This window comes from Bradyrhizobium sp. AZCC 1610, from assembly GCF_036924515.1.
Classification (GTDB): Bacteria; Pseudomonadota; Alphaproteobacteria; order Rhizobiales; family Xanthobacteraceae; genus Bradyrhizobium.
Genome location: NZ_JAZHRR010000001.1, coordinates 1,031,555 through 1,056,773 on the forward strand (window position 1 = coordinate 1,031,555; position 25,219 = coordinate 1,056,773).

Here is a 25,219-nt window from a genome sequence, read left to right on the forward strand (position 1 = left end):
TTAAACACAAACCCGAAAGAATTGGGGGTAGAGAATGATCAAGAACTTCCTGCAGGAACTGCGGACCCAGCGCTGGGACGACCATCGCTACTATCACCACAGCCGCATCAACCAGTCGCTGCACTTCGTCAGCGCGGCGAGCTTCCTGTTCGCTTACGCAATGCTGTTCTTCGATCCCGTGGTATCGGCGCTGGTCGGCTGGCTGGTTTCGATGACGACGCGGCAGGCCGGCCACTTCTTCTTCGAGCCGCGCGGCTATGATCACGTCAACCACGCGACCCACGAGCACAAGGAAGAGATCAAGGTCGGCTACAACCTGCAGCGCAAGGTCGTGCTGATGACGATCTGGGCACTGTCGCCGCTGGTGCTGTACCTCGATCCGACGCTGTTCGGGTTGTTTACGCCCTGGACTTCGACGGCGGACTTCATGCGTCAGGTTGCCAAAGTGTGGCTCGCGGTCGGCATCGGCGGGCTGCTGTTCCGCACCGTCCACCTGTTCTTCATCCGCGACGTCGAGACCGGCCTGGTCTGGATGACGAAGATCCTCACCGACCCCTTCAGCGATCTCAAGCTGTACTACAAGGCACCGTTGGCTCTCATGAAGGGCGAACTGATCGATCCCGGCCTCGAGAAGCACGTCAAGCACGCGTGAGGATTGCGCAAGCGAAGAAGCCGTCATGCCCGGCCTTGTGCCGGGCATCCACGTCTTGAGCGTCAGCGATTGCAATGTCAGCAACAAGAAAGACGTGGATGGCCGGGACAACCCCGGCCATGACGACAGAGAAAAAAGCAGTCGTGAAGTCGTCATTGCGAGCGAAGCGAAGCAATCCATCTCTCTGCACGGGGATAGTTGGATTGCTTCGTCGCTTCGCTCCTCGCAATGACGAGAGTGCTCAATCTCCCGCGATGGCGGTGAACGGAAGCGTGTCCTTAGCGCCCAAACCTCTTGGCAAGCATCTCTTTCAGGATCTGCCGCTTGATGTTCTTGTTGGTCAGCGAAGCATCGTGCCACCACCAGCCGTCGCGTTTCATGTTCTCGGCCGCCGCGACAAAGCGATCGGCGACTTCAGTGAAATCGGCTTCCGTGTAGTTCAGGCTGAAGATCAGCCGGCCGGTGCCGACCCAGCTCAGCGCCAGTCCTTCGGCGCGCAGATAGTATTGCAGCATCCAGTTGTAACGGGACGGCTCGGTATATTGCACCATCCAGATCGAGGAGAGATTGCTGACCTGCACCGGGAGATCGTTCGTGGCCAGCCGCGCGTTCAGCGCCTCGGCGCGGCCGTTCCAGGTCTCGTCGAGCCCCTGATAGACGGCATTGAAGTTCGGGCTGGCGAGGCGGCTGAGGAATTCATCCATCGCCGTCATCACGTAAGGGTGCGAATTGAAGGTGCCGCGGGCAAAGCAGACGTCGGCGGGGCGGTCATCGCGGAAGCGCCGCATCAGATCCTTACGGCCGCAGACCACGCCGACGGGGAGGCCGCCGGCGAGGCTCTTGCCGTAAGTGACCATGTCGGCGCGAACGCCGAAATATTCCTGCGCGCCACCGGCGCCAAGACGGAAGCCGACGAACACTTCATCGAAGATCAGCACGATGCCGCGCTCGGTACAGACCTCGCGCAGCTTCTTCAGCCATTCGCCATAGGCTGCGCGGTCGAAATTGCCTTTGCGCGAACTGTCGATCAGGGCGGAGTCGCCGGGCGCATTGGCATTGGGGTGCAGTGCCTGCAGCGGATTGACCAGCACGCAGGCGATGTCGCGGCGGGTGCGCAGCACATGCAGCGTTCGCTCCGACATGTCGGCCAGCGTATAGGTCTCGTGCGGCGACACCGGGTTGCCGACGCCGGGCTGCACGTCGCCCCACCAGCCATGATAGGCGCCGGCGAACCGAACCAGATGCGAGCGCTTGGTGTGGTAGCGCGCCAGCCGCACCGCCTGCATCACCGCTTCGGTGCCGGACATATGGAACGAAACTTCGTCGAGGCCGGAGATTTCACACAACCGGCGGACGTTGTCGGTGATAACGGGATGGTAAGGACCGAGCACCGGACCAAGCGTGCGGGCGCGCTTTTCGGCTTCCGTGATGCATTCCTTGTAGAAGTCGTTGCCGAAAATGTTGACGCCGTAGGACCCGGTCAGGTCGTAGAACACATTGCCGTCGACATCGGTGACGGTGACGCCGGCGGAGGACTGCATGAACGCGCCGGTGCCGAGATTTTCGCGAACGAGCCGGCTGTACTGGAACGGCACCCGGTAGTTTTCCGTGAACTGCAGGTCGGAGATGTGGGTCGCGGCATCGGCCGTCATCTTCCGGCCCTTGGCATAGCGCTCCTCATAGAGGCGGGCGAGCCGGAAGAAAGCGTCCTGCCGCTGTGTGGCGACGTCGGCGGGGGCGCCGTCGGAACGGAAGAAGTCGTCTATATCGAATTCGTAATGCGGCACCAGCCGCGCGACCATCTTGGACATTTTGGAATGTCCTGATAGCGAACGTTGCTTGGCGCGGGACAGCGCCAGCCGCGCCTGCAATTTGGGGAAGACTGCCGCGGCGCTAGCGACCGCAGCGGCGGACAGGGAAAGAATCGGAAGGGACGAATCCATGCCTGAAGCGCTAGCCAATCCTGCTGACAGATTGATGACAATCCGGGGCCTGATCGCCCGCTTCACGCAACAGGAGGATCTGAATTTCCTCCTGACCAACCGCATTCCGCGGGCGGCGCTGACGCGCTTCATGGGCTGGTTCAGCAAGATCGAGAACCGTTTTGTGCGCGATGCCTCGATCGCGTGCTGGCGGCTGTTTTCCGATCTCGATCTGTCGGAAGCCAAAAAGACCGAATTCAAAAGCCTGCACGATTGCTTTACGCGCGAACTGCGTCCGGGGCTGCGGCCGGCCAATCCCGATCCATCCGTCGTGGTCAGCCCCTCCGACGGCATCATCGGCGCTTTCGGCAGAATCGCGGATACCGAGCTGTTCCAGATCAAGGGCGCGCCTTACTCGCTGCTCGATCTGCTCGGCGATCCCGCGCTGGTGGAGAGCCACCGCAACGGCCGCTTCCTCACGCTCAGGCTGACGTCCAGCATGTATCACCGCTTCCACGCGCCGTATGACGGCAAGATCGAGCGCGTGACGTTCATCCATGGCGATGTCTGGAACGTCAATCCGATCGCGCTGAAGCGGGTCGAGCGTCTGTTCTGCAAGAACGAGCGGGCGGTGCTCGAGATGCGCTTGCCGTCGGGCGAAGCGCTGACGCTGGTGCCGGTCGCCGCGATTCTGGTGGCCAGCATCAGGCTGCATTTCCTCGATGTGACCCTCAACGCGCAGAGCAGGGGGCCGACGGTGTTTCCCTGCGATGCGAAAGTCAGCAAGGGCGACGAACTCGGCTGGTTCGAGCACGGCTCGACCATCATCGTGCTGGCGCCCGAGCATTTTGAGTTCGCCGACAATGTCGTGGAAGGCGGGCGTATCCACGCAGGAGAGCCGCTGTTGCGAAAGCCGTAATTCCTGATCTCGATTTTGCGGCCGCTTGTCGCTATATGGTCGCGAGATTCGAAATCGGAAAACGGGAAGATTGATGGCGCGAACGCCCGTGCTGGCGGCGGGAGGCATTGTGCTGCGGCAGGCAGAAACGCCGCTGGTCGCCGTGGTGCGCCTGCGCAAGCGCAATGAATGGGTGTTGCCCAAGGGCAAGCTCGACGACGGCGAGACGCCGCGCGCCGCGGCCGAGCGCGAGGTGATGGAAGAGACCGGGCACGATGTTTCCGTGCACGAATTTCTGGGCACGCTGGTCTATGAGTCCCGCGGCGGTTCCAAGGTCGTGCATTACTGGCGCATGGAAGCGCGCGGCGATGCGGTCTATGAGCTGATGCGGGACGTGAGGGCCGTGGACTGGCTGCCGCTTGCAGACGCCGTCGACCGGCTCTCGCGTGGTTACGAGCGCGCGTTCCTTGAAAATGTAGGTCCGATTGCGCTGGCCGCGGCCGCGCATGCCGCGCCCGCCCGGAAAGCGCGGGTCAAACAACCGGCGCCGGAAAAGCGCCGGATGCGGCGGACCGGCGAGACAGCGCCTCCGGCCGCCGCTCCCGTGCCTGCGTCGCCCCAGCCCGATCAACCCTCGTCGCCGGTTGCGCAGGATGACGAGGTGACGGTGGTGATCGATGCGACCGCAGCAGCATTCACCGTTGAAGCCGAGCCCGCCGTCTCGCCGTCATTCGCGCCGGAGATAGAGCCGGTGGCCGTCGATGCGGCCGAGATGCGAACGCGACAGCAGCCGCCGAAAAATCTGCTTCAGAGAGTGCGGGACTGGCTGCGGCGCGCAGCCTGATCCCACCTTCTGCGCCTATCGCAATTCCTTCGGCAGCGGCTTGCCCCGTTGCGGCGCGGCCGCCGGCCGCCTCGGCGCGGCGGGCAATCCCGGACGTTGCAGGGCCGGAGCATCCTGAACGCCGGGTGACCGCTGCAGTCCGGGAACGCCATACCTGTTCGGCAGTCCCGGCCGTGCCAGCGGCGCGGCGGACTGCGCCGGCACTGAGGGCTGTTGCGGTTGGCCTGCGCGTGGCGGCAGGCCGGGCTGCGGTGGCAGATCGGGGCGTGACGGTTGTCCGGCCCGCGGCGGCACACCGGGTTGATTGAGCGATCCCGGCTGCCCCGCGCGGGGCGGTGTGCCCGGCCGCGGCAGAGAGCCCGGCTGCCGTTGTCCCTGGCGGTTCGGCGCGCCCGGTTGTTGCTGCTGACCGGGCCGGTTCAATTGACCGGGTTGTTGCGGCTGTCCGGGACGATTGAGCTGACCAGGCTGCTGTTGTCCTGGGCGATTCGGCACGCCCGGCAGTGGCGGCTGACCGGGTTGTCCCGGCAGACCGTTCTGCCGCCGCTGGCCGGGCTGGAATTGCCGGATCGGCCGGTTCGGATTGACGAAGGTGGGATTGGCGCGGCGGAATTCGCGCTGCTGGAACACGACCTGCCGGCCGAAATTCTGTGTCGAGTGAAGCTGACGTACAAAGCCCTGGTCGCGCAGCATCACCGCTTGCGAAATCACCAGCGGCACCGCGGCGAGGCGCACGCCGCCGGCGCCCGGGCGAATGGTGAAGCCGCTCGCGCCTTGGGTGAGAAACCCGAGCCGCGCGCCGGCGCGGTCATTGACCTCGATCCGGCCGACCCTTCCGTCGGCGTCGGGATAAAGCTTGACTGCGACGTTGTTCGGATTGTTGGCGGCGGCACCCTCCGGCACTTCGACGAGGCCGGTGGTGCCGCGAATGCCGAGCGTCGCCGTCGGCGTCGTGATCTTCATGTCGCCGGTTTTTGCCACCGAGGCTGCAACGAAGGCGGCGGTACCCTTGGCGACGTCGAAGATCGCCGCGTTGCTTTTGCCGCCGTCCTCGTAGACGTAGTTGTCGATGGTGATTTTTGTGTTGGCCTTGAGATTAAAGGTGGTGGCGTCGATGAAGGTGATGCCGAGCGCGGAATTCGCTCCAGTCTGCACCACGTCGTTGAGATAGATGTCGTCCTTGGCCTTGAGCGGCGTGGTCTTGTCATTGCGGATAACGCCGGCGCTGCCGATCACGGTCGCGACGTTGCCGACCGGCTCCTCGGGCGCCTGCGCATCAGTGGCAGGCGCGGTGGCGCCGGGGGCAGCGGGATCAGGTGTCGCCGTCGGCGGTTGCGCGGGTTGTGCCTGGGCCAGTTGTGTCGGTTCGGACGAGGCCGCGGAAACATTTGCAGCGCCGATCGCCATGTTGCAGGCAAACAGCAGGAGCGCGAGGGAAAGCGGGCGCTGCATCACGGGATTCCGGTAAGGGAGGGAGCGAACGAAGGGCGAGGCCAGACGATTTCAGCCTCACTGCGCTGAACGCGAGATGAATGGCATTGTCACGGCAGGACCAAACGATCAAGCGCCACGCCCGGAATGTCCGGACATGGCGCTTACTTTTCCGCAACCTCGCCCAAGGTTGGCAATATCCCTTCAGCAGGGATCGGCTATAATCTGATTCTGGCGCGGCCCATGCCTCCCCCCTCCGTCGGGAAAGCATCATTCATGCGGGGCCATTTCAACCATCGAACCAACTGTTCGAGCACCAAGCATAAGGAGGGGTTGTGACAATTGCTCGCAATAGGAGGTTCTTTCGATGAAGCTGTCTGCGCCCCTTTATCACTTGAAGCGCAAGGCCAAACTTCTATCCCGTGCAGAAAATATCCCGCTGCACGAGGCGCTCGACCGCGTTGCCAGGCTGGAGGGTTTTAGCGCCTGGAGTTTGCTCGCGGCCAAAGTGACGGCCACCGCGCCCGCCGAAAAACTGTTTGCGCGGCTGGCTCCCGGCGACCTGGTGCTGGTGGGTGCGCGCCCGGGCCACGGCAAGACCCTGATGAGCCTCGAACTCGCCGTGCAAGCCATGAAGTCCGGCAGTCGAGGCGTGTTCTTCACGCTGGAGTACACGGAGAAGGATATGCTGGATCGTTTCCGTGCCATCGGCGTGGCGCGGGGGGATTTTGCCGGTCTGTTTGAATTCGATAGCTCCGACGCCATGAGTTCGGATTACATCATCAAGCGGCTGGCCACCGCGCCTCGCGGCACCCTGGTGGTCGTGGACTATCTGCAACTGCTCGACCAGAAACGTGAGAATCCGGAATTGATGGTTCAGGTTCGGGCGCTGCAGTCGTTCGCACGCGATCGCGGGCTGATCTTCGTCTTTATCTCCCAGATCGATCGCTCCTACGATCCGTTGATCAAACCATGCCCCGATCTGGAAGATGTCAGATTGCCGAATCCGCTGGATCTGAGCCTCTTCACCAAGACATGTTTCCTGAACAACGGTGAGGTTCAGTTTCGGGCGGCAAGCTAGGGTCAGGACTCATTGCCCGAGCCAGCCCCGCAGCCAATGATTTTGGCCAGGAGGAGCCTCACGATGACCATCACCATTACCGCCTTTGAACGGTCACCCGATGGCGGCAAGGGACTGGCGCGTGATACGCGCGTTCGCTGGGCGCTTGAAGAAGTCGGCCAACCTTACGAGGTTCGCCTTGTTTCGTTTCGTGCGATGAAGGAACCCGCGCATCTGGCGCTTCATCCTTTCGGCCAGATTCCGACCTATGAGGAAGGCGATCTCGCTCTGTTCGAGACAGGGTCGATCGTCTTCCATATCGCCGAGCGCCATGCGGGCCTGCTGCCGGACGATGCCGATGCGCGGGCGCGCGCGATCACATGGATGTTTGCCGCGCTCAACACGGTGGAGCCGGCGATCCTTGAACTCGCAGCTGCCAGGATTCTGGAGGGCGATAAGCCCTGGAGTAAGGAGCGCCTGCCTCTGGTCGAGGATCGCGTCCGCGACCGGTTGAAGCAACTTTCCGCTCGCGTTGGCAGTGCCGACTGGCTCGATGGTCCGTTCAGCGCGGGTGACCTGATGATGGTGTCGGTGCTGCTCAGGTTGAAATCATCGTGCATTCTGAACGAATATCCGAACCTTGCCGCCTATGTCGCCCGTGGCGAAGCGCGGCCCGCCTACAAGCGGGCTTTCGACGCTCAATTGGCGGTTTACACCGGCAAGCCACCGACCGGCTGATTGAGGTCCGTCCTGGGCTCGAAGTCGCCATCCGGGTTTTTCGTTAGTTTATGGGTCGTGACCCTAGCGATACGAAGCGCAGTCTCGCGTCGAGCACCCTGGCGCGCAGCGATCACGCCCCAGTGGCTTCATTTTTTTGCTCGCTGAGCAGCGCGAACGCGGCACCAGCAGTGTGGGTGTATTGACGGACCATCAATCAAACAAATTAGTATTGACTAATCAATTAGCGTACGCTATTGGTTTCCCATGACCGAAGCCGCTGCCATCAACGCCGTCATGCGCGCGCTTGCCGATCCCACACGGCGGGCCGTGTTTGAGCAGGTCGTCAGCTCCGACGAGATCACCGTCGTCGAACTGACGCGAGGGAGTGGCGTGACCCAGGGCGCCATTTCTCAACACCTCAAGGCCCTGAAACTGGCCGGCCTGGTCGCCGAGCGCCCCGAAGGCCGGAAAGTCTATTACCGCGCCCAGCCGGAAGGCCTCGCGCCGCTAGTCGACTGGATGAGCCATTACGGCGTCTTCTGGCGCGAACGCTTTGCAAATCTCAGAACACTGCTGAAGGAAATTGATCCATGAACGACGCTGCATTGAAGCCCGACACGCAAGACATCGTGGTCGACGAGGTTTTCCCGCATACGCCGGAGACGATCTGGAAAACGCTGACCACGGCCAATTTGATGGGCCGCTGGCTGATGATGCCGGCCGGCTTCGAGCCCGTGGAAGGCAAACACTTCACCTACCAGACCACGCCGGCCGGCGCGTGGGACGGCACCATTCACTGCCAGGTGCTGGAGGTGAAGCCGAACGAACGTTTTGCCTATGCCTGGAAAGGCGGGCATGAGGGAAACGTGGGATACGGCTCACGACTCGACACCGTGGTCACGTTCATCCTTTCCAAGGTCGAAAACGGCACGCGCCTCCGCCTCGTCCATTCCGGCTTCGTCCTGCCGAAGAACGATACTGCCTTCAAGAGCATGAGCGAAGGCTGGACGAAGGTAGTCCAGAACATCGGCGCTATCGTCGACGGGAAGGACTGACGCGACGGAAATCGCCGTGGCCAATGCAGCGCTTTATTGGGAGAGAGACATGAGCAAGCCTTACACCGGCGGATGCGCCTGCGGCGCGATCCGCTATGAAATCTCGGCCGAGCCGATTGCGATGAACGACTGCCAGTGCCGCGACTGCCAGAGTACGAGCGGCACCGGGCACGGATCCTATCTGACCTTCCCGAGCAGGGAGGCGGTGAAGCTCGCGGGCGAAGCGACGCATTGGGACATGGTCGACGACAACGGGAACGTGAAGACGCGCGGATTCTGCCCCGCCTGCGGGTCGCCTGCCTATCTGACCTTCTCGGCCATGCCGGACTTCTTCACCATTCACGCCGCGAGCCTCGACGATCCCGGCCGATACGAGCCGCAGATGGTGACGTACACGGTGCGCGGTCATGCCTGGGACCGGCTCGATCCGGCCGTGCCGAAATTCGAGAAGATGCCGCCGATGTGAAGCTAGCTAGGCCGACAAAAAGCGGCAAGAGTCTCGCAATTGCTTGGTCTTCAGTTTGTGCTTCCCAGGCGCAGCACACTACGAGGGGAAACCTCTCACAGGATATTGGACCGTGGTCCAATATCGAACCCAACGGATGCTCGGTTACTGTCGCAAAAATGCGGTGGATTTTACGGATCCAAACGCAGGGGCGCAGCTGAGCGTTAGAAGCTGGGAAACCAGCCCATTGGCCCAGAGATCAACACGACGGACTCACGGCAGAGATTTCGTGGCGAAAATATCCCATGGATTCTACCTGAAGGGTGGAGAGATGGGACCAGACATTGGGAGGGCATTATGAAAATTCACCGGATGGCTCAAGTCGCTTTCGTCGCCCTATTGCTGCTCATGGGTTTTACAAGGGTATGCTTCGCTGAAACCGGCACGGTGAGTGTCGTATTTACCAAGGGCGGTTTTATCGTCGATGTCGGCGGCGGCCAGGGTGTACTTACCTTTCGGGGCAAGAAGTATCCCTTCACGGTTTCGGGCATGAGCTTGGGCCTTCAGATCGGCGCCTCCACCAGTAGGTTCGTAGGCAGGGCACTGAACTTGCGGCGCCCCGGCGATCTTGCAGGCAGCTATGCCGTCGCCGGCGCAGGCGGTGCGATCGCCACCGGAGCAGGGGGCGTGCAGTTGCAGAACGCCAACGGCGTCATCCTGCAGCTCAGTGGTGCCCGGGTCGGTGCTGAGGTGTCGGCTGCCGTGGGCGGGGTGACCATCACAATGCAATAAGAAGCAGGCCCGCCGACTGGAGGCTGAACCTCTGCAAACTTCATGTGCTGTGGCGGCCTGGAACATTCAGCGGCGCTGAGTTTTTGGCCGTCCGCCGGCAACTCCTCGCATCACGTTTGGGAGCCGCAAATGATGAAGTGCACCAAATCGACGAAAGAGAAGCGAAGCGCTGCCAATAGAAAAGGCCTAATCGCACTTGCTGGCATAGTTGCGGTGTTCGGCAGCGGTGCGCTGGCGCAGACACCACCAGTCGCGCCCACCGGCTCGGCGGTACTCGCATTTGGCGTACTGGTTGGCCGGTGGGCGCGAACCGAAGGTCCATATGTAATCAACATCAGTGCTGTTGATGAAAACGGCAAGCTTGATGCCAGTTATGCCAATCCGAGGCCGCTACCCTTTCACATCGCAGAAGTTGCCCGCGACGGAAACGCACTCAAGCTATTCTTTGAATTACGCGCTGCCGGTTACGGCGGCTCAACTTACACACTCAAATATGATGCCGCGAGCGACAGTCTGAGAGGCGTCTACGACCAAGTTGTCGTAAAGCAAAAATTCGACGTGGTTTTTAATCGTACGAAGTGACGGTACCCGGCGTAATTTGACGATGCGCATAAAGAAGGCCCGGTGGCGAACCACAGGGCCTCAAGTCTCGGGGAGAAATAATCAGCTCACGCGCTTCCAGGTCTGGCCGCCGCAGAACATGCCGCCGAAGGCGCAGCCCTGGACCTTGAGCGTGCTGGCGCCCTTCAGCGCAATCGTCGAGTCGTAATTGCGGCCGCTGTCGGGATCATGAATCCGGCCGGTCCACTTGCTGCCCTGCGGCTTCATGTTGATCAGGATCCGTGCGCCGGTGTTGACGGCATAGCCGCACAGATTGGCGCCGCATTCCTCGATGCGAACGTTGCCCTTGTTCTCTTCCGTAGCCCAGATGCCGACCGGCGAATTCGGATCGGGCGCGGCGGCTGCGGCCGGAGCCGGTTGCGGTGCGGGCGCAGGCGCGGCGGCGACCGGTGCGGGCGGCGGAGGCGGAGCGGGCGGCGCAACTTCGGTCCGTGCCGGCGTCGCGGCTGCGACGGTCGTCTGAGCAGGGGCGGGCGTCACCGCTGGAGCAGCGGGCTGCGGCGCGGCGACCTGGGCCGGAGCCGGAGCGGCCGGTGCCGCTGGTGTGGTGTCGGCGACGTCATCGTCCTTGCTCTTGGAGCCCAGGCCCTTGAGATCGACATTGCCGAGCGTGCCGTTATAGCCGGGTGCGGTGATCTTGATGCAGGAAATGCCGTTGCAGTTGCGCGGCGATTCAACGCGAATGCGCTCGCCGTTGATCTGGAAGGTAATTCCGCCGGCATGCGCCGAGGTGGTGGCCATCAATAATGCGGCGAGGATGTAGAGCTTCTTCATGACAGCCTCCTGAGCGGCTTGTGAGCAGGTCGCGGTGAACTTGGGCGGACCCTACGCGGCGCGAGGGACAGGTTCTGTGATACACGTCACAAGACGCCCGGAAGCGCGGAGCGGCCCGGTGATTCAAATCACATTCAGTCGAGTTTCCCCGCGGCTAGCTTTCCGCATCACCTGCGGGAGGCTTCGATGAAACGATTTTGTTTTCTCGCCGTGCTGATGGCGCTCAGTTCTTCGGCCTATGCCGGTCGTTCGATTTCATTCAGCGTCGGCGGCCATCGGGTGCACATCGAATCCTCCCGGCATTGCCGTTCGGCCTCGTGTGCCTCGATGTCGATCTCCAGAAGCCTCCACTGGCGCCGCAAGCGCGACCGCCATGACGACGATCGCGGCGCGGCAGTGCCGGCAAAGCCTGTGCCATCGGCGCCACAGACGGTTTCGTCGCCCGCACCGCCAGCGACCACGGCGCCCGCCAAGACCATCGTCGCCGCGCCGCCGCCGGCCGTCTACACGACGGCCGCATCGAGAAGCCAGATCGTCGCTGCGCCTCCGCCACCTGCGCCGCCCGCCCCGCCACCGGTTCAACAGGTTTCGATTCCAGTGCCGCCACCTCCGCCGGTCGAAAAACCGGTCGAGACCGCGCAGCCTCCGCCGCAGGTCGAGCGCGTCTCGCATCAGGCCGACGAAGAGCCGTCGGATTCTCCGATCGGTGACTGGCAGACCGAAGGCAAGGGAACGGTGCGGATCGCAAAATGCGGCAATGCGCTGTGCGGCTTCGTGCTCGGTTCGTCGAACGAGAAGGGCGAAGCGATCCTGATCAACATGAAGCCGAAGACGGAAAGGCAATGGACCGGCGGCGTCTACAGCCAGGACTCAGGCGAGACGTATTACGGCACGATGTCGATGAAGGCGATCAACACGCTTCGCGTCGAAGCCTGCGCGCTCGGCCGCTTCTATTGCTCCGGCAACAATTGGAGCCGCATCACGCGCCGCGCCGACAGCCTGGTGACGTCGCGGCAGGTATCCGCCGAGCAGCGCTCGTAGCCGCCCACGAAAACGCCCGGTGGCACGGCCACCGAGCGTTCAGGTCCATCTCTGGACGGAGGTCTAGAACACGCCAAGCACAATCGCGCCGACGAAAGCGAGTGCAACATACGCGGTTACAACGCTAAGTCTGCTGACGAGAGGACTTACGAAATCCATTGGGAGAGCTCCCTGGGTTCACGTCGTGCCCGCACATAACACTTAAGGTTAGCAAAGTGTTCCCGGCCCAAAAAGTCAGCGTCGCTGTCCATCCCGGGCTCTCCACCGGCGGCGGCCCCGGAAACATGGTAAAAAATTCGTAAAATCAACATGTTGAAGAGTCTTTAAATAAATTCGTTGAACGTGCGGGCGATGACGCACGGAGTTCGTTTGTATCTCGTCGGCTCCTTCGTCCTCGTCTCGCTAGCGGGTTGTGGCCGCGGATTTTTTCAGTCCGCCGAGCGCGAACCGTGGCGTGCCGAGGCCGAAGTCGCTTGCCTGAAGTCCGGTGCGGTCAAGGAGAGCCCGGAATTGGTCCGGATCGACCCGATCTCCGGTCCCGGTGTGTGCGGCGCGGAATATCCGCTGAAAGTGGCGGCGCTCGGCGAAAACATCGCCAGCTTCGGATTTGCCGACGAAAGCCTGCGGCCGCCCGGAAATATCGGCAATCAGCCGCGCTGGCCGATCGCGCGCGCGCCGGCGGCAGCTCCGCCCCAGGGAAACTATCAAGGAAGCTATTCGGGAGGTTATCCGAATCCGGCGCCGCGCCAGCCGACCTATGCCGCGCCGTCGAACGGCCCGATCTCGCTGTCCGCGCCGGGCATCGCTCCGCAGGAGGATGACGTCGATCTGCCGCCCGAAGGCATGCCGGCAGCGCGCGACGGCGGCTATAGGGCGGCACCGTCCTATCCGCCGCGCGAGCGTTACACGGCGCCTTCTGCTACGCCGTACCCACAGCCAACCTATTCGCCACCGCCGGCAACGCCGGCCGCGCCACGGCTCGGGCCCGCGCAGGGCAATTCCGTCAGCGCGTTCGGACAGGTCTCGATGAAGCCCGCGGCGACGCTGGCGTGCCCGATCGTCTCGGCGCTCGACCGCTGGCTCACCGATTCCGTGCAGCCGGCGGCGATGCGCTGGTTCGGCGTGCGCGTCGTCGAAATCAAGCAGATCTCGGCGTATTCCTGCCGCGGCATGAACGGCAGTCCGCACGCGCATATTTCCGAGCACGCCTTCGGCAACGCGCTCGACATCGCAGCCTTCACGCTCGCCGACGGCAGGCGCATCACGGTGAAGGGCGGCTGGCGCGGCATGCCGGAAGAGCAGGGCTTTCTGCGCGACGTGCAGGCGGCCGCCTGCCAGCAGTTCAACACCGTGCTGGCGCCCGGATCCAACTCCCACCATGAGGATCACATTCACGTCGACCTGATGCGCCGCCCCTCCCGCCGCACCATCTGCCAGCCGGCCGCCGTGTCGGGCGACCAGGTCGCCGCGCGCGCCGGGCAGCGTAATCCTTATGCGTCACGCGATCCCTATTCGACGGGATCGGTCGGAGCCAAGAAGTCGGTGTCGCGTTGGTTCAGGGGCAACAGCAAGGTCAACGAAGAAGACGAGTTCGAGGGTCATTATCATTAGAGCCGCGGCTCCGTAGGATGGGTGGAGCGAAGCGATACCCATCAATCCCGTTCGCGAAGTGATGGGTTTCGCAAGGGCTCCACCCATCCTACGGGCTACCCCGCCAGCCGCTCCAGCAAGTCCTGCACGACGCCCTTCAGCAGATCGAGTTTGTATCCCGTCATCGGCAGCGGCTTTGCACCTGATGTCGCTTGTTCTGCGGCACTGGCAATCGTTGCTGCATTGACCCGCTTGCCCTGCAATGCCGCTTCCACCGCCGCGAGCCGTAGCGGCACCGGGGCGATGCCGCCGGCGGCGAGGCGGACGAACCGGAACGCGCCGTCCTTGATCACGGCGCGGGCGCAGACTTCGACCAGCGGCCATTCGGCATGGGTGCGGCTGATCGCGCGCCTGTACAGCGCGCGCTCGCCTTGCAGCGGAACGGGAAGCTCGATGCTCTTGATCATCTCGCCTGGCTGCAGCGCGTTGTCGGCGGTGCCGTTGGAGCCGTCGCCGAGGAGATCGCCGATCGTCAGCGAACTCCTGCGGTCGGTGGTCACTTTCGCTTCATAGGCCAGCAGTGCCGCCGCCATGGTCGAGGGATGCGGCGCCACGCAGGGGCCGAGGTCGAAGACGACGTGATAGAGATGATTGCCGGACCGCGCGGGACAGTCAGTGCCGCCTTTCTTCAGGCAGGCGATATGCGGATTTCGAAAATACCAGCAGCGCGAACGTTGCGCGAGATTGCCGCCGATGGTGGCGAGGTGGCGGATCTGCGGCGTCGCCAGGCCTAGCGCGGACGCCGCAATGCCCGGATACGCCGCGGCGATGCGTGCTTCGGCGGCGATGGCGGCAATGGTGGTGAAGGCGCCGATGCGCAAACTTCCCTCAGTGCCCCAATGCATCCCGATCGTGTCGGGTGCGGCTGATATATCGATCAGCGGTCCCGTCGAGACGCCGCTGCGCCGTCGCTCGGAGAGGTCGGTACCGGCGGCGCGGAATTCGCCTGCCTGTGTGGCGGTCATGGCTGATGGTGTCATGCGGCGGCCCTCCCTTTGAGCGCGGCGATGAGACGGTCGGGACGAATCGGCAGTTCGGTCAGCCGAACGCCGGTGGCGTTGAGAATGGCGTTGGCGACCGCCGGTGAGGTCGGCACGGTCGCGACCTCGCCGATGCCGACACTGCCGCCGAGCACGTGGTCGAAGCCGCCCTGGTCGAAATGCACGTCGATCATTGGCGTGTCCGCGATTCCCGGAATGCGATAATCCTCCATGCCGCCGCTGAGCACATCGCCGGTGCGGGAATCGACTTCGCGCGCTTCATAGAGCGCGTAGCCGATGCCCTGAATGACAGCGCCTGCCGCCTGGCTTCGCGCCAATGCCGGCGCCACGATCTTGCCGACCGCAATGCCGGTGTGAACGTTGACGACGCGGGCATGGCCGAGCCAGGTATCGACTTCGACTTCCACCACCTGCACCGAACTCGGCACGCCGGCGCCGATCGCAAGATTGGAGAAGCGCCGCATCATCCAGCCGAAGATCATGCCCATGAAGCCGGCCTGCTTCAGCGGCGACTGGACGCCCGGCGCCATCTGCCTGGAGTCTTCCGGCCGCACGCGGGAAGCGGAGAGGTCGGGCGAGCCTGCGAGCATTTCGCGCCATGGCGCGTTGGAGCCGGGGACCGGTTGCCGCTTTGCGTTTTGCTGGATCGCGGCCTTCAACTGCTCGATCGCCAGCAGCATCGGTGGGATCACCGAAGCCGTGACCCGGCTGCCGCCTGAACCCGGCCCTTCCGGCAGTTTCGAATCGCCGATCCTGACCTCGATCTCATGCGGCTCCAGCCCGAACTCGCGCGCGACCGTATTGGCGATCACGGTGCGGGTGCCGGTGCCGATGTCCTGTGTCGCGGTGCTGGCGATCAGGCGTCCACCCTTGACCGCCACTTCGACCTTCGAGCCGGGCTGCCACAGATAAAGCCAGTAGCCGGTGGCGACGCCGACGCCGCGGCGATAACGGCCGCTCTGCACGGCTATCGGTTTCCGGTTGCGCCACACCTCCAGGCTTGATGCCCAATCGTACAGTCGCTGTCGGTTGGGATCGGGATCCCAGCGTTTGCGCAGCGCGATCGGATCGATGTTCATGCGCAGCGCCGCTTCGTCGATCGCCTGTTCCAGCGCAAACGCCATCGGCGGTCCGCCGGGCCCTCGGAAGGGAGCGCCGGCCGGCAAATTGCTGATGACGTCGAAATCGGCCAGTTCCTTGCCTTCTGCGGGATAGATCAGGCGGGCGAGTGCCGCGATGGTCGAATTGGTCGCGGCTCCTGTGTCGGCGTAGGCGGTTAGCGAAAGTGCTTTCAGTTCGCCTTGCTCGGACGGCAGCAATGCAATTTTCATTTCCGTCGCCGGCCGATAGCCGGTGACCGAAAGCTCCTCGTGCCGGTCGTAGGCTACTCTGACCGGCGCCTTGGCTTCGCGCGCCAGTTCGATCGCGGTGGTCGTTTCCACGCCAAGCGCGGCCTTCGAACCAAAACCGCCGCCGACATGATCGGCAATCACGCGCACCTTGTCGTGGCCGAGCTTGTAGCGCTTGGCGATCAGCTCCATCAGGTGAAACACCGACTGCGTCGAAACATGCACGGTCAGCCGGTCGCCATCGAAACGCGCGACCGCGGCATGCGGCTCGAGGCAGGCGTGCTGTTGCGTACCGGTGCGGAAGGTGCCCTCGACCAGCAGCGGGTTATTTGCCGCGCGCGCGCCGTCGACCCAGCTCCGCACCTTCTTCGGCTTCTTGGAGAACGCCGCCGATGGTCCGCGGATATTGCCTTTCCAGGCGGCCGGCGCACCGCCGCCTTCGGAGACGTTGCCGGCCTTCTTGCGCGCGGATTTTTCGAACACCACCGGCGCATCGGTCCTGCGCGCCTCGTCGAGCCCGATCGCCGACGGCAGGCGTTCGCTGCCGAGCTTGATGGCGGCGATCGCGGCCAGCGCGGACTTGCGATCCCTCGCCGCGACCGCTGCGATCGGCTCGCCGACATAGCGGACAATGCGATCGTCGCCGAGCAGCGAGATCGCGGCACTGACACCCGGCATCGCGCGCGCCGGCGCCAGATCGAGTTCACCGATGCGCGCATGCGCGAACGGCGAGCGCAGGATCACGCCTTCGAGCTGGCCGTCATGATGGATGTCGACGGTATACTTCGCCGATCCCGTCACCTTGTCGCGCGCTTCCATGCGCGGCGGGAGGATGTCGTCGCCGTCGAAGCGGCCGGCGCAGGCATCCGCCACGGCACGGAAGATGCCGTCATAGGCGCCGCAGCGGCAGAGATGGCCCGACAGCGCCGCGCCGATTTCCTCGCGCGACGGCACCGCCGTCCCCTTGGCCGCGCGCCAAAAAGCGTGAAACGCCGCGGCCTCGACGATGAAGCCTGGCGTGCAGAAGCCGCATTGCAGGGCATCGTGCGCCATGAAGGCCTTCTGCACCGGGTGCAGTTTTGCAGCGCCGATGCCTTCGACGGTGGTCACGTTCGTGTTCGCGGCTGATCGAGCCGGCATCAGGCAGCTCACGGCGGGCTCGCCATCGACCAGCACGGTGCAGGCACCGCACACGCCGGCCCCGCAGACCAGCTTGGTGCCGGTGAGATCGAGCGCGTCGCGCACGACGTCGACCAGCAGCGCATCGGGATCGTCGGGGAGGGGAGCGAGCTTGCCGTTGATCGTCATCGTGCTCATCTGCGATCTCCAGGTTTGCGGGAAATGGATTTCTTGGCTGGTTTCGGTTTGGCCGCGCGCGGCTTTTTCACCGGGCGGATGGCTCCCGCGACGAGCGTGCGCAGCATGATTTCCAGATCCTTCAGGAAAGCCCCCGCCGGCTGCATCGCCGGGTACGCGGATTTGGTGCCGTTGACCGCCATCTCGACGCAACGCGCCAGCTCGCGCGGTGTCATGCCGGCGTTGAGAACGAGGCCCTGCTTGCGGCAGACGCGCGTGATCGTCGCGGCGAGCTGCTCCGCATAGGCCGTGGCATATTTCTGGTAGAGGTCGCGGGCCTGCAGGAGATGCTCGGAGAACAGCTCCTCGACATGGGGCGAGCCGTCGAGCGAAGCGGCCAACTGCCCGAGCTTGGCGGAGACCGAAGCGACGAGAATATCGGCGAGGCTGCCGCGGGCCTTTTCCGCGGCTGCTGCGGCTGCGATTTCGGCGGCAAGCGCCTCCTCATGCAGCCGTTCGATGACGGCGCGGAACAGCGCTTCCTTGGATTTGAAATGATGATAGAGCGCCTGCCGCGTCAGGCCGGCGGCCTCCGCCGCCTGCTCGATCGACGAGCGCCGGAAACCGTGCCGGCGGAACACCAGCATCGCGGCATCGAGAATGCGGGTGCGCGAGCCCATTTGACGATTTTGACAAAATTAGAAGAAGTGTCAAATAACGAGATCGCGAACAGGAACAGTGCCGCGACGGCAAGCCTGATGTCACTGATAGGGCGAGACTTTATGGGCCCGGCAGTGGTGCGGGCCGTTCCCGTCGCGGCCGGCCGCCTTGATGTTCGCGTTGAAATACCGGCCCATCGAAGGTGCGTTCAGGAACGCATCGAGCGCAGTTCGAAAGTTGGCCGTTCTTGCCAGGCCACGCGGTCAACCGGGATGTAGGAAAAGCGCGATCAGAAGGATGATCGGCAGTGGAATGCCGACCAGCCAAAGAAGCGTGCTCTTTATGGATCTCATCCCAGCCTCCCGCCCGAAGCACAATCATCGATTGCAGTTTTGGTTCCCGGGTAGCTTGATTTGTTTCTCCCCGGTTCCTTGCGAATCGCCGCTGAGCCGTCGATCGCTTTCGGAAAGTCTTTCGGGCGTGGGTCCAGCAATCGATCCCGTGTCGTGACGGGCTCCACCATGCGCGCGTAATCACGCGTCGCGCGCCACTACAACTGTCGCGCGTTCATTTAGATCAATACCAATTCTGAATTTCCGTTTGGTGACCGTTATTCAAGCAGTCTGGAGCAATACTAATTCTAAACGCGTGATTGATACGCCGCTGTATCCTTCACGCACTTCATCGCAGTGGTCGCACTTGTTACTGGTCCCGCGCGAAGCGATGAGGACTGGAAATGAATGCATGCTTGAAGACCGCGGGATGGCTCGGCGCCGCGCTGCCGATGCTCGCCGCGATGATCGATGTGACGCCGGCGGAAGCGCAATCGTCCGCGCGCGAATTGCCGGCCGTCGTCGTCGACCAGCCCTCACGTCCACCGGCCGCGCGGTCGCGCCCCGCACCCAGACGGCAATCTGCGTCGGCCGCGAGCCGTCGCGCAGCCCAGCGCGCGCAGACGGCGCCCGATGCCGCGGCAGCTGCCGGCGCGCGCGCTGAGACCGCGACCGGTCCGGTGCACGGCTATCTCGCGGGCCAGAGCGGCACCGGCACCAAGACCGACACGCCGCTGCGTGAAACGCCGCAATCGATCACAGTGGTCACCGCCGACCGCGTCACCGACCAGGGCGCGCTTACCGTGCAGGAATCGCTGCGCTACGTGCCCGGCGTGTTCGCCGACGCCTATGGTCCGGATTCGCGCGGCGACTATCCGCGCATCCGCGGCCAGGATCCCAACATCTATCTCGACGGCACCCGCATGGTGAACACGTTCACTTTCAACGAATGGCGGCCCGAGCCCTACACGCTGGAGCGGATCGAGGTGCTGCGCGGTCCGGCATCGGTGCTGTATGGCGACACTTCGACGGCCGGCCTGTTGAACCTGATTTCGAAGCGTCCGCAGGCGGAGGCCTTCAATGAGATCGGCGTGCAGTATGGCAGCTTCAACCGCAAACAGGTGCAACTGGACTCGACCGGCAAGCTCACCAAGGACGGCGAGTGGCTGTATCGGTTCATCGGCGTGTTCCGCGACAGCAATTCGCAGACCGACTACGTTCCGGACGACCGCATCGTGCTGGCGCCGTCGCTGACCTGGCGGCCGACTAACAACACTAGTTGGACAGTGCTCGGCACCTACCAAAAGGATATGAGCGGTATCTCCACCGCGTTCCTGCCGCATGAGGGCACACTGTTCCCGGGTCCCAACGGCTTGATTCCGGTGCGGCGATTTGCGAGCGAGCCCAGCTATGATCGCTACCAGACCGAAACCGGCGCGGTCTCTAGCCTGTTCGAGCACAGCTTCAGCGACGGCCTGAAGATCCGGCAGAGTATGCGTTACGCCCATATCGAGGGCATCTACCGCTTCATCTATCCGGACATCTATTCAAACCCGGATCCATTTCTGGGGGATCCCCTGAGGCGCACCGTGGCGCGGTTCGTCTCGGGACGGGAAACCAGCAAGAACAGTTTTACCTCGGACAGCAACGCCGAATTGAAGTTCGCGACCGGCCCGATCATGCACAAGACGCTGTTTGGCGTCGACTATCGTGTCCTTGGGGAACGCGCGTCGTCGGGGACTTATCTTGATGATACTCGGTTCGACCTCTATGCGCCGGTCTATAATGGTGTCGCCCCGCCGACGCTCTCGCCCGAACCGGACCTGCGGCAAAGCCAGCTCGGGCTTTATGCGCAGGACCAGATGCGGCTTGGGCCGTGGCTGGCTGTCCTCGGCATCCGCCAGGATTTCGTCAGCAACGATGTGCAGGGGGCGCCGGCGGAAGACACCAGGGCGACCACCGGCCGCGCCGGGCTGATGTACGAACTGCCGTTCGGGCTGACGCCCTACGTCACTTACGCACAGTCGTTCACGCCGATCTTCGGCTCGGGCATCTGCGCCGGCGTCTGCAAGGCGCAGCAGGGCGAGATGGTGGAACTGGGATTCAAGTACAATCCAATGCCCGGTACGGCGATCAACGGTGCGATCTTCGACACCACCGAGAAGAACCGGCTGGCAAGCAGTCCCGACGGCGCTTTGCTCTCGGTCCAGACCGGCCAGGTGCGGATTCGCGGCGCCGAACTCGAGGTGATTAGCCGCGTGACGCCGGACCTTGATCTGATCGGCGCCTATTCCTACCTCAATGCCACGGTGGAAAGCGGCGACAATGCCGGCAAGCGCGTCGAAACCGTTCCCGAACACCAGGCCTCGCTATGGGCGAAGTACCGTCTCACCGCGCTCGGTCTGCAGGGCGTCACGATCGGCGGCGGCGTGCGCTACATCGGCGAATCCTGGGACGGCGCCGACAAACTCCAGACGCCTGACTACACACTGTTCGACGCGATGATCCGCTATGAGACCGGCCCGTGGCGGTTTCAGGTCAACGCCACCAATCTTGCCGACAAGCGCCATGTTACCACCTGCCTCGCCCGCGGCGATTGCTTCTTCGGCATCGGCCGCACCGTGCTCGGAAGCGCGACGTACAGGTTTTAGGGCACGATCGAGAAAAAGGGGAGGCCGGTCTTACGCCGGCTTCGCCCGGTACGTCTGCAGAAACAGCCGCGTCGCGCTGTCGACCACCTGCGCGATGCGCTCGGCTGAAGGGGCGGTAGCGGCCTGAAAGACGAACGGCAGGAACAGCGTCGCCTGGCACATCTGCATGAACTGCGCGGCTGCAAGCTGGCAGTCGTCGATCGCAAGATCGTTGGGCCGGACATGCGCCTGCAGATAATCGGCAAGACGGTTGATCGTCTTCTCCAGCACATTCACGTAGAAGCGGCTGCCGACCTCCGGCATCCGTTCAGCAATCGCCATCACGGTGCGGATCGACGATCCGCCGCCCGGCCGGCACAGCATCTGGATGTAGGCCCGCCCGAATTCGCGCAGCATGGTCTCGGCCTCGCGCGCGGGATCGAAATTGAACACGACCTGGCCCTGTTCGAGTGCCTCGGCCTCGACGATGGCCTCGAACAGCCGGCACTTGTCGGCGAAGTAGACATAGAGCGTGCCCTTGGAGACGCCTGCCGAGCGCGCGATCTCGTTCATGCTGGCCCCATCGAAGCCCAGATCCATGAACACCTTTCGCGCGCCATCCAGGATCTGGCGGCGCTTCGAATTGTCCTCGTCGCCGAAGGGATGATTTGTGTTTGGCGTTGATGCAACCATTGGTTTATCTTCTGGCGAAAGAATTCAACCCGAGATGCAGGCGGGACGCTATTCTCGCTTTATGGTCCATGAGACGGGATATACGTTGACCGAACCGTTCGGTCAATGCTACTTAGAAATAGCTGCCCATGCGGCCGGTCTTGGCCTCACTGGCATGGCATCATCTGGAATTGGGGAAGCCGGTAATGGCCGCAGCTAGAGATCAGGCCGCACGCATCGTCCGCACCGGGCCGGAAACGGCCGGCGATGAAGCGGCGCAGGAGGCCGCGGATCAACTGCGGACCCAGGTCGCGGAAGAAACCCGGCGGCGCCCCGCTGAACCCCCCGGCCCTGTGGAGATCGAAAAGCCCGGCGGGCCTGCCGCCGACGCTGCCGATACCGCCGCGGCGAAACCGGGCAAGCGCAAATTCGTGATGATGGGCGTGCTCGGCTTGCTGGCGCTCGCCGCCATCGGCTACGGCGTCTATTTCGTTTTCGTCGGACGCTTCTATGTCTCGACCGACAACGCCTATGTGCGCGCCAACAACACCACGCTTGGTGCCAGGGTCTCGGGCCATGTCGCGGCGATCCTGCCCGCCGACAATTCGATCGTTCGCACTGGCGATGTGATCTTCAGGATCGATGACGGCGATTATCGTATTGCTGCCGAAGCGGCGCGCAGCAAGATCGCGACCCAGCAGGCGACGATCGATCGCATCGGCCGTCAGGTCACGGCGCTGGAGAGCGCCGTCGAGCAGACCAGGGCGCAGCTCGCCTCCTCGGAGGCGGCGATGAAGCGCGCCGGCCTCGACTTCGATCGCCAGCAGTCGCTGAGCACCAAGGGCTTTGCCTCGCGCGCCGCCTTCGAAATCTCCGAAGCCGCTCGCGACCAGGGCCTTGCCGCGGTGCAGTCGGCGCAAGCGGCCTATGAGGCCGCGCGCGACAATGTCGAGGTGACGAAAGCGCAACAGGCCGAGGCCCGCGCGCAGCTTGCGGAGTTGCAAACCCAGCTCGCCAAGGCCGAGCGCGACCTTGGGTTCACTTCGGTGCGTGCGCCGGTCGACGGCACCTTCTCCAACCGCCTCGTCAATACCGGCGACTTCATCCAGGCCGGGCAGCGGCTTGCCAATCTGGTGCCGCTCAACGACGTCTTCATCGACGCCAATTTCAAGGAAACCCAGCTCAAGCGCATCCGTCCCGGCCAGCCCGTGAAGATCTCGGTCGACGCTTACGGCCATCGCAAATTCGCCGGCGTCGTCGACAGCATTTCGCCCGCGGCGGGCTCGGTGTTCACCTTGCTGCCGCCGGACAACGCCACCGGCAATTTCACCAAGATCGTGCAGCGGCTGCCGGTTCGCATTCGGGTGCCAAAGGACGTGGCGAAGCAGCATTTGCTGCGCGCCGGCATGTCGGTCCATGCGACCGTCGACACCCGTGAGGGCGCGGCCGACGCCGACAGCGAGGCCGACCTCGATGCGCCGGCCGTGGTTCAGCCGCAGTGACTGCTTTAGTGCCCGGGACGAAAGCCCCGCGCCGGTTCCGAGCTGATCATGGCTGACGCCACCACCGCATCGCCCTCGATGATGAACGCCACGACCGATGCCTCCGAGCGCATTCCGCCACGGCGGCTGTTTGCGTTTATGATCATGGTGTTCGGGATGTTCATGTCGATCCTGGACATTCAGGTCGTCTCGGCGTCGCTGGCGGAAATCCAGGCCGGACTTTCGGCCAGCTCAAGCGAAGTGTCGTGGGTGCAGACCTCGTACCTGATCGCCGAGGTGATCGCGATCCCGCTGTCCGGATTCCTGTCGCGCGCGCTCGGCACCCGCCTGCTGTTTGCGATTTCCGCCTCCGGCTTCACCATCGCGAGCTTCTTCTGCGGCTTTGCCTCGACGATCGAGCAGATGATCATCTGGCGCGCGATCCAGGGATTTCTCGGTGCCGGCATGATCCCCACCGTGTTCGCATCCGCCTACACGGTGTTTCCGCGTTCGAAATTCTACATCGTCGGCCCGATCATCGGGCTGGTCGCGACGCTGGCGCCGACCATCGGGCCGACGGTCGGCGGCTACATCACCGGCATGATGTCCTGGCACTGGCTGTTCTTCATCAACATCGTCCCCGGCATCGGCATCACCGTCGGCGTCCTCGCGCTGGTCGATTTCGACAAGCCGGACTTCGCGCTGCTCGAGCATTTCGACTGGTGGGGCCTGTTGTTCATGGGGAGCTTTCTCGGCACGCTCGAATACGTGCTGGAAGAGGGGCCACAGTCGCAATGGCTGGAAGATACTTCGGTAGCCATATGCGCTGCGATCTGTGCGGTCTCGGCGATCGCCTTCTTCTGGCGGGTGCTCAGCGTCAGGGAGCCGATCGTCGACATCAGGACCTTCACCGACCGTAATTTTGCGGTCGGCTGCCTGATTTCGTTCTGCGTCGGCATCGGGCTTTACGGCCTGACCTATATGTATCCGCGCTACCTCGCCGAAGTGCGCGGCTACAGCGCGCTGATGATCGGCGAGACCATGTTTGTCTCGGGCATCGCCATGTTCCTCACCGCGCCGATCGTTGGAAAGCTGATGGTGAAGTACGACATGCGCTACCTGATCGCGATTGGCCTCGTGCTGTTCGCGCTCGGCTCCTACCAGATGACCTGGATCACCAAGGACTATGATTTCTACGAACTGCTGATTCCGCAGATCCTGCGCGGGGTCGGCATGATGCTGGTGATAGTGCCGACCAACACCACCGCGCTCGGCACGCTGGCGCCCGAGCGGGTGAAAAACGCCTCCGGCCTGTTCAACCTGACGCGCAACCTCGGCGGCGCGGTGGGGCTCGCCGTCATCAACCAGGTGCTGAGCGAGCGTACCGACCTGCACATCTCGCGCCTGCATGACAGCGTTACCTGGGGCAACGCCACCGCAGTCGAGACGCTCAACATGCTCACGCAGCGCATGCAGGGCATGGGCGATGCCGCGCTGATCGCGATGAAGCAGTTGTCGCAGATCGTGCACCGTCAGGCGGTGGTGATGGGTTATGGCGACGTCTTCTTCATGCTGGCCATGTTCTATTTCGGTTTGAGCCTTGTGGTCCTGGTCCTGAAAAAGCCTTATGCGATGGCGGCTGAGGGCGATGCACATTAACAGGCGTGGCAATGCACGCTCACGTAGTTGTCATGTTGCAAATCACCCGCGATGCATTTATAAGCAGCGCATTGTCGCTCGAACCGGGGAGATTTGCATGATTTCGATGTATTCGCAGATTGCACCCTCGCGTCCGATGCTCGTGCTGGTATTTCGGTCGCGTCACTGAGCGCGATCTCCGCCGGCCCTGGTCGGGCCTGACGCCCGATCTCCAAATCTTCCCAACGACTTAAC

At 63.3% G+C, this 25,219-nt stretch carries 23 protein-coding genes; 16 read left to right on the forward strand and 7 right to left on the reverse strand.

Annotation, left to right across the window (positions count from 1 at the left end; genetic code table 11):
- Nucleotides 1-34 precede the first annotated feature (34 nt).
- Nucleotides 35-652 carry a hypothetical protein gene (locus V1279_RS05225; protein WP_334433189.1) on the forward strand — a complete coding sequence of 206 codons (618 nt, stop codon included), beginning with the start codon at nucleotides 35-37 and terminating at the stop codon, nucleotides 650-652.
- A gap of 25 nt (nucleotides 653-677) precedes the next feature.
- On the forward strand, nucleotides 678-884 hold the full coding sequence (locus V1279_RS05230) for a hypothetical protein (protein ID WP_334433192.1): 207 nt from the start codon (nucleotides 678-680) through the stop codon (nucleotides 882-884).
- A gap of 46 nt (nucleotides 885-930) precedes the next feature.
- Here the strand turns inward: V1279_RS05230 and V1279_RS05235 are convergent, their stop codons facing one another.
- Entirely contained in the window at nucleotides 931-2,595 is a 1,665-nt protein-coding gene (locus tag V1279_RS05235; RefSeq protein WP_334433195.1) for an aminotransferase class III-fold pyridoxal phosphate-dependent enzyme, read from the reverse strand.
- Nucleotides 2,596-2,629: 34 nt separating this feature from the next.
- Here V1279_RS05235 and asd point away from each other — a divergent pair, with 34 nt between their 5' ends.
- Nucleotides 2,630-3,493 (forward strand): archaetidylserine decarboxylase, encoded by an 864-nt coding sequence (gene asd / locus V1279_RS05240; protein WP_334446218.1) that lies wholly within the window; start codon nucleotides 2,630-2,632, stop codon nucleotides 3,491-3,493.
- A gap of 73 nt (nucleotides 3,494-3,566) precedes the next feature.
- Nucleotides 3,567-4,316 carry an NUDIX hydrolase gene (locus V1279_RS05245; protein WP_334433198.1) on the forward strand — a complete coding sequence of 250 codons (750 nt, stop codon included), beginning with the start codon at nucleotides 3,567-3,569 and terminating at the stop codon, nucleotides 4,314-4,316.
- A gap of 15 nt (nucleotides 4,317-4,331) precedes the next feature.
- On the opposite strand, the gene V1279_RS05250 is transcribed toward V1279_RS05245, so the two are convergent.
- Complete coding sequence (locus V1279_RS05250; protein WP_334433201.1) at nucleotides 4,332-5,768, reverse strand: FecR domain-containing protein; 1,437 nt, start codon at nucleotides 5,766-5,768, stop codon at nucleotides 4,332-4,334.
- A gap of 346 nt (nucleotides 5,769-6,114) precedes the next feature.
- Between V1279_RS05250 and V1279_RS05255 the strand changes: the two genes are divergently transcribed.
- From V1279_RS05255 to V1279_RS05285, 7 genes are all read left to right on the forward strand, one after another.
- Complete coding sequence (locus V1279_RS05255) at nucleotides 6,115-6,828, forward strand: DNA helicase (RefSeq protein WP_334433204.1); 714 nt, start codon at nucleotides 6,115-6,117, stop codon at nucleotides 6,826-6,828.
- 63 nt (nucleotides 6,829-6,891) lie between these two features.
- A complete protein-coding gene (locus tag V1279_RS05260; RefSeq protein WP_334433207.1) occupies nucleotides 6,892-7,545 on the forward strand; it encodes a glutathione S-transferase family protein in 654 nt (217 codons plus the stop codon).
- A gap of 246 nt (nucleotides 7,546-7,791) precedes the next feature.
- The gene (locus V1279_RS05265) at nucleotides 7,792-8,121 is read left to right on the forward strand and encodes an ArsR/SmtB family transcription factor (RefSeq protein ID WP_334433209.1); all 330 of its coding nucleotides are present in this window, start codon (nucleotides 7,792-7,794) and stop codon (nucleotides 8,119-8,121) included.
- Nucleotides 8,118-8,582 carry an SRPBCC family protein gene (locus tag V1279_RS05270; RefSeq protein ID WP_334433211.1) on the forward strand — a complete coding sequence of 155 codons (465 nt, stop codon included), beginning with the start codon at nucleotides 8,118-8,120 and terminating at the stop codon, nucleotides 8,580-8,582. Before V1279_RS05265 ends, V1279_RS05270 begins: the two co-directional genes overlap by 4 nt.
- Nucleotides 8,583-8,631: 49 nt before the next feature.
- The gene (locus V1279_RS05275) at nucleotides 8,632-9,048 is read left to right on the forward strand and encodes a GFA family protein (RefSeq protein ID WP_334433213.1); all 417 of its coding nucleotides are present in this window, start codon (nucleotides 8,632-8,634) and stop codon (nucleotides 9,046-9,048) included.
- A gap of 351 nt (nucleotides 9,049-9,399) precedes the next feature.
- Nucleotides 9,400-9,819, forward strand: coding sequence for a hypothetical protein (locus tag V1279_RS05280; RefSeq protein WP_334446220.1), 420 nt, complete (start codon nucleotides 9,400-9,402; stop codon nucleotides 9,817-9,819).
- A 129-nt stretch (nucleotides 9,820-9,948) separates the two neighbouring features.
- On the forward strand, nucleotides 9,949-10,401 hold the full coding sequence (locus V1279_RS05285; RefSeq protein ID WP_334433215.1) for a hypothetical protein: 453 nt from the start codon (nucleotides 9,949-9,951) through the stop codon (nucleotides 10,399-10,401).
- 81 nt (nucleotides 10,402-10,482) lie between these two features.
- Here V1279_RS05285 and V1279_RS05290 read toward each other — a convergent pair whose 3' ends face one another.
- Nucleotides 10,483-11,214 carry a DUF2147 domain-containing protein gene (locus V1279_RS05290; RefSeq protein ID WP_334433217.1) on the reverse strand — a complete coding sequence of 244 codons (732 nt, stop codon included), beginning with the start codon at nucleotides 11,212-11,214 and terminating at the stop codon, nucleotides 10,483-10,485.
- A 186-nt stretch (nucleotides 11,215-11,400) separates the two neighbouring features.
- Between V1279_RS05290 and V1279_RS05295 the strand changes: the two genes are divergently transcribed.
- Entirely contained in the window at nucleotides 11,401-12,255 is an 855-nt protein-coding gene (locus tag V1279_RS05295; RefSeq protein ID WP_334433219.1) for a DUF2147 domain-containing protein, read from the forward strand.
- Nucleotides 12,256-12,606: 351 nt separating this feature from the next.
- Nucleotides 12,607-13,866 (forward strand): extensin-like domain-containing protein, encoded by a 1,260-nt coding sequence (locus V1279_RS05300; RefSeq protein WP_334433221.1) that lies wholly within the window; start codon nucleotides 12,607-12,609, stop codon nucleotides 13,864-13,866.
- A 95-nt stretch (nucleotides 13,867-13,961) separates the two neighbouring features.
- Here V1279_RS05300 and V1279_RS05305 read toward each other — a convergent pair whose 3' ends face one another.
- Genes V1279_RS05305 through V1279_RS05315 form a run of 3 tightly spaced genes read right to left on the reverse strand, consistent with a single transcriptional unit; the run spans nucleotide 13,962 to nucleotide 18,231 of the window.
- On the reverse strand, nucleotides 13,962-14,885 hold the full coding sequence (locus V1279_RS05305) for an FAD binding domain-containing protein (protein ID WP_334433223.1): 924 nt from the start codon (nucleotides 14,883-14,885) through the stop codon (nucleotides 13,962-13,964).
- Nucleotides 14,882-17,572 carry a molybdopterin-dependent oxidoreductase gene (locus V1279_RS05310; RefSeq protein WP_334433225.1) on the reverse strand — a complete coding sequence of 897 codons (2,691 nt, stop codon included), beginning with the start codon at nucleotides 17,570-17,572 and terminating at the stop codon, nucleotides 14,882-14,884. The genes V1279_RS05305 and V1279_RS05310 overlap by 4 nt, the downstream gene beginning before the upstream one ends.
- On the reverse strand, nucleotides 17,569-18,231 hold the full coding sequence (locus tag V1279_RS05315) for a TetR/AcrR family transcriptional regulator (protein WP_334433227.1): 663 nt from the start codon (nucleotides 18,229-18,231) through the stop codon (nucleotides 17,569-17,571). The genes V1279_RS05310 and V1279_RS05315 overlap by 4 nt, the downstream gene beginning before the upstream one ends.
- Nucleotides 18,232-18,947: 716 nt before the next feature.
- On the opposite strand from V1279_RS05315, the gene V1279_RS05320 reads away from it, so the two are divergent.
- The gene (locus tag V1279_RS05320) at nucleotides 18,948-21,194 is read left to right on the forward strand and encodes a TonB-dependent siderophore receptor (RefSeq protein ID WP_334433230.1); all 2,247 of its coding nucleotides are present in this window, start codon (nucleotides 18,948-18,950) and stop codon (nucleotides 21,192-21,194) included.
- 30 nt (nucleotides 21,195-21,224) lie between these two features.
- Here the strand turns inward: V1279_RS05320 and V1279_RS05325 are convergent, their stop codons facing one another.
- Nucleotides 21,225-21,866, reverse strand: coding sequence for a TetR/AcrR family transcriptional regulator (locus tag V1279_RS05325; RefSeq protein ID WP_334433232.1), 642 nt, complete (start codon nucleotides 21,864-21,866; stop codon nucleotides 21,225-21,227).
- Nucleotides 21,867-22,051: 185 nt separating this feature from the next.
- Here V1279_RS05325 and V1279_RS05330 point away from each other — a divergent pair, with 185 nt between their 5' ends.
- Nucleotides 22,052-23,347 (forward strand): HlyD family secretion protein, encoded by a 1,296-nt coding sequence (locus tag V1279_RS05330; RefSeq protein WP_334433234.1) that lies wholly within the window; start codon nucleotides 22,052-22,054, stop codon nucleotides 23,345-23,347.
- Between the two features lie 48 nt (nucleotides 23,348-23,395).
- Nucleotides 23,396-24,985: a DHA2 family efflux MFS transporter permease subunit gene (locus V1279_RS05335; protein ID WP_334433236.1), complete on the forward strand. Its 1,590-nt coding sequence runs from the start codon at nucleotides 23,396-23,398 to the stop codon at nucleotides 24,983-24,985.
- Nucleotides 24,986-25,219: the final 234 nt, after the last annotated feature.

What these genes read in the sequence shown, in the direction of transcription:
- V1279_RS05225 (WP_334433189.1), top strand. Translation starts at nt 35, where the DNA reads ATGATCAAGAACTTCCTGCAGGAACTGCGGACCCAGCGCTGGGACGAC.
- V1279_RS05230 (WP_334433192.1), top strand. Translation starts at nt 678, where the DNA reads ATGCCCGGCCTTGTGCCGGGCATCCACGTCTTGAGCGTCAGCGATTGC.
- V1279_RS05235 (WP_334433195.1), bottom strand. Translation starts at nt 2,595, where the DNA reads ATGGATTCGTCCCTTCCGATTCTTTCCCTGTCCGCCGCTGCGGTCGCT.
- asd (WP_334446218.1), top strand. Translation starts at nt 2,630, where the DNA reads ATGACAATCCGGGGCCTGATCGCCCGCTTCACGCAACAGGAGGATCTG.
- V1279_RS05245 (WP_334433198.1), top strand. Translation starts at nt 3,567, where the DNA reads ATGGCGCGAACGCCCGTGCTGGCGGCGGGAGGCATTGTGCTGCGGCAG.
- V1279_RS05250 (WP_334433201.1), bottom strand. Translation starts at nt 5,768, where the DNA reads ATGCAGCGCCCGCTTTCCCTCGCGCTCCTGCTGTTTGCCTGCAACATG.
- V1279_RS05255 (WP_334433204.1), top strand. Translation starts at nt 6,115, where the DNA reads ATGAAGCTGTCTGCGCCCCTTTATCACTTGAAGCGCAAGGCCAAACTT.
- V1279_RS05260 (WP_334433207.1), top strand. Translation starts at nt 6,892, where the DNA reads ATGACCATCACCATTACCGCCTTTGAACGGTCACCCGATGGCGGCAAG.
- V1279_RS05265 (WP_334433209.1), top strand. Translation starts at nt 7,792, where the DNA reads ATGACCGAAGCCGCTGCCATCAACGCCGTCATGCGCGCGCTTGCCGAT.
- V1279_RS05270 (WP_334433211.1), top strand. Translation starts at nt 8,118, where the DNA reads ATGAACGACGCTGCATTGAAGCCCGACACGCAAGACATCGTGGTCGAC.
- V1279_RS05275 (WP_334433213.1), top strand. Translation starts at nt 8,632, where the DNA reads ATGAGCAAGCCTTACACCGGCGGATGCGCCTGCGGCGCGATCCGCTAT.
- V1279_RS05280 (WP_334446220.1), top strand. Translation starts at nt 9,400, where the DNA reads ATGGCTCAAGTCGCTTTCGTCGCCCTATTGCTGCTCATGGGTTTTACA.
- V1279_RS05285 (WP_334433215.1), top strand. Translation starts at nt 9,949, where the DNA reads ATGATGAAGTGCACCAAATCGACGAAAGAGAAGCGAAGCGCTGCCAAT.
- V1279_RS05290 (WP_334433217.1), bottom strand. Translation starts at nt 11,214, where the DNA reads ATGAAGAAGCTCTACATCCTCGCCGCATTATTGATGGCCACCACCTCG.
- V1279_RS05295 (WP_334433219.1), top strand. Translation starts at nt 11,401, where the DNA reads ATGAAACGATTTTGTTTTCTCGCCGTGCTGATGGCGCTCAGTTCTTCG.
- V1279_RS05300 (WP_334433221.1), top strand. Translation starts at nt 12,607, where the DNA reads ATGACGCACGGAGTTCGTTTGTATCTCGTCGGCTCCTTCGTCCTCGTC.
- V1279_RS05305 (WP_334433223.1), bottom strand. Translation starts at nt 14,885, where the DNA reads ATGACACCATCAGCCATGACCGCCACACAGGCAGGCGAATTCCGCGCC.
- V1279_RS05310 (WP_334433225.1), bottom strand. Translation starts at nt 17,572, where the DNA reads ATGAGCACGATGACGATCAACGGCAAGCTCGCTCCCCTCCCCGACGAT.
- V1279_RS05315 (WP_334433227.1), bottom strand. Translation starts at nt 18,231, where the DNA reads ATGGGCTCGCGCACCCGCATTCTCGATGCCGCGATGCTGGTGTTCCGC.
- V1279_RS05320 (WP_334433230.1), top strand. Translation starts at nt 18,948, where the DNA reads ATGAATGCATGCTTGAAGACCGCGGGATGGCTCGGCGCCGCGCTGCCG.
- V1279_RS05325 (WP_334433232.1), bottom strand. Translation starts at nt 21,866, where the DNA reads ATGGTTGCATCAACGCCAAACACAAATCATCCCTTCGGCGACGAGGAC.
- V1279_RS05330 (WP_334433234.1), top strand. Translation starts at nt 22,052, where the DNA reads ATGGCCGCAGCTAGAGATCAGGCCGCACGCATCGTCCGCACCGGGCCG.
- V1279_RS05335 (WP_334433236.1), top strand. Translation starts at nt 23,396, where the DNA reads ATGGCTGACGCCACCACCGCATCGCCCTCGATGATGAACGCCACGACC.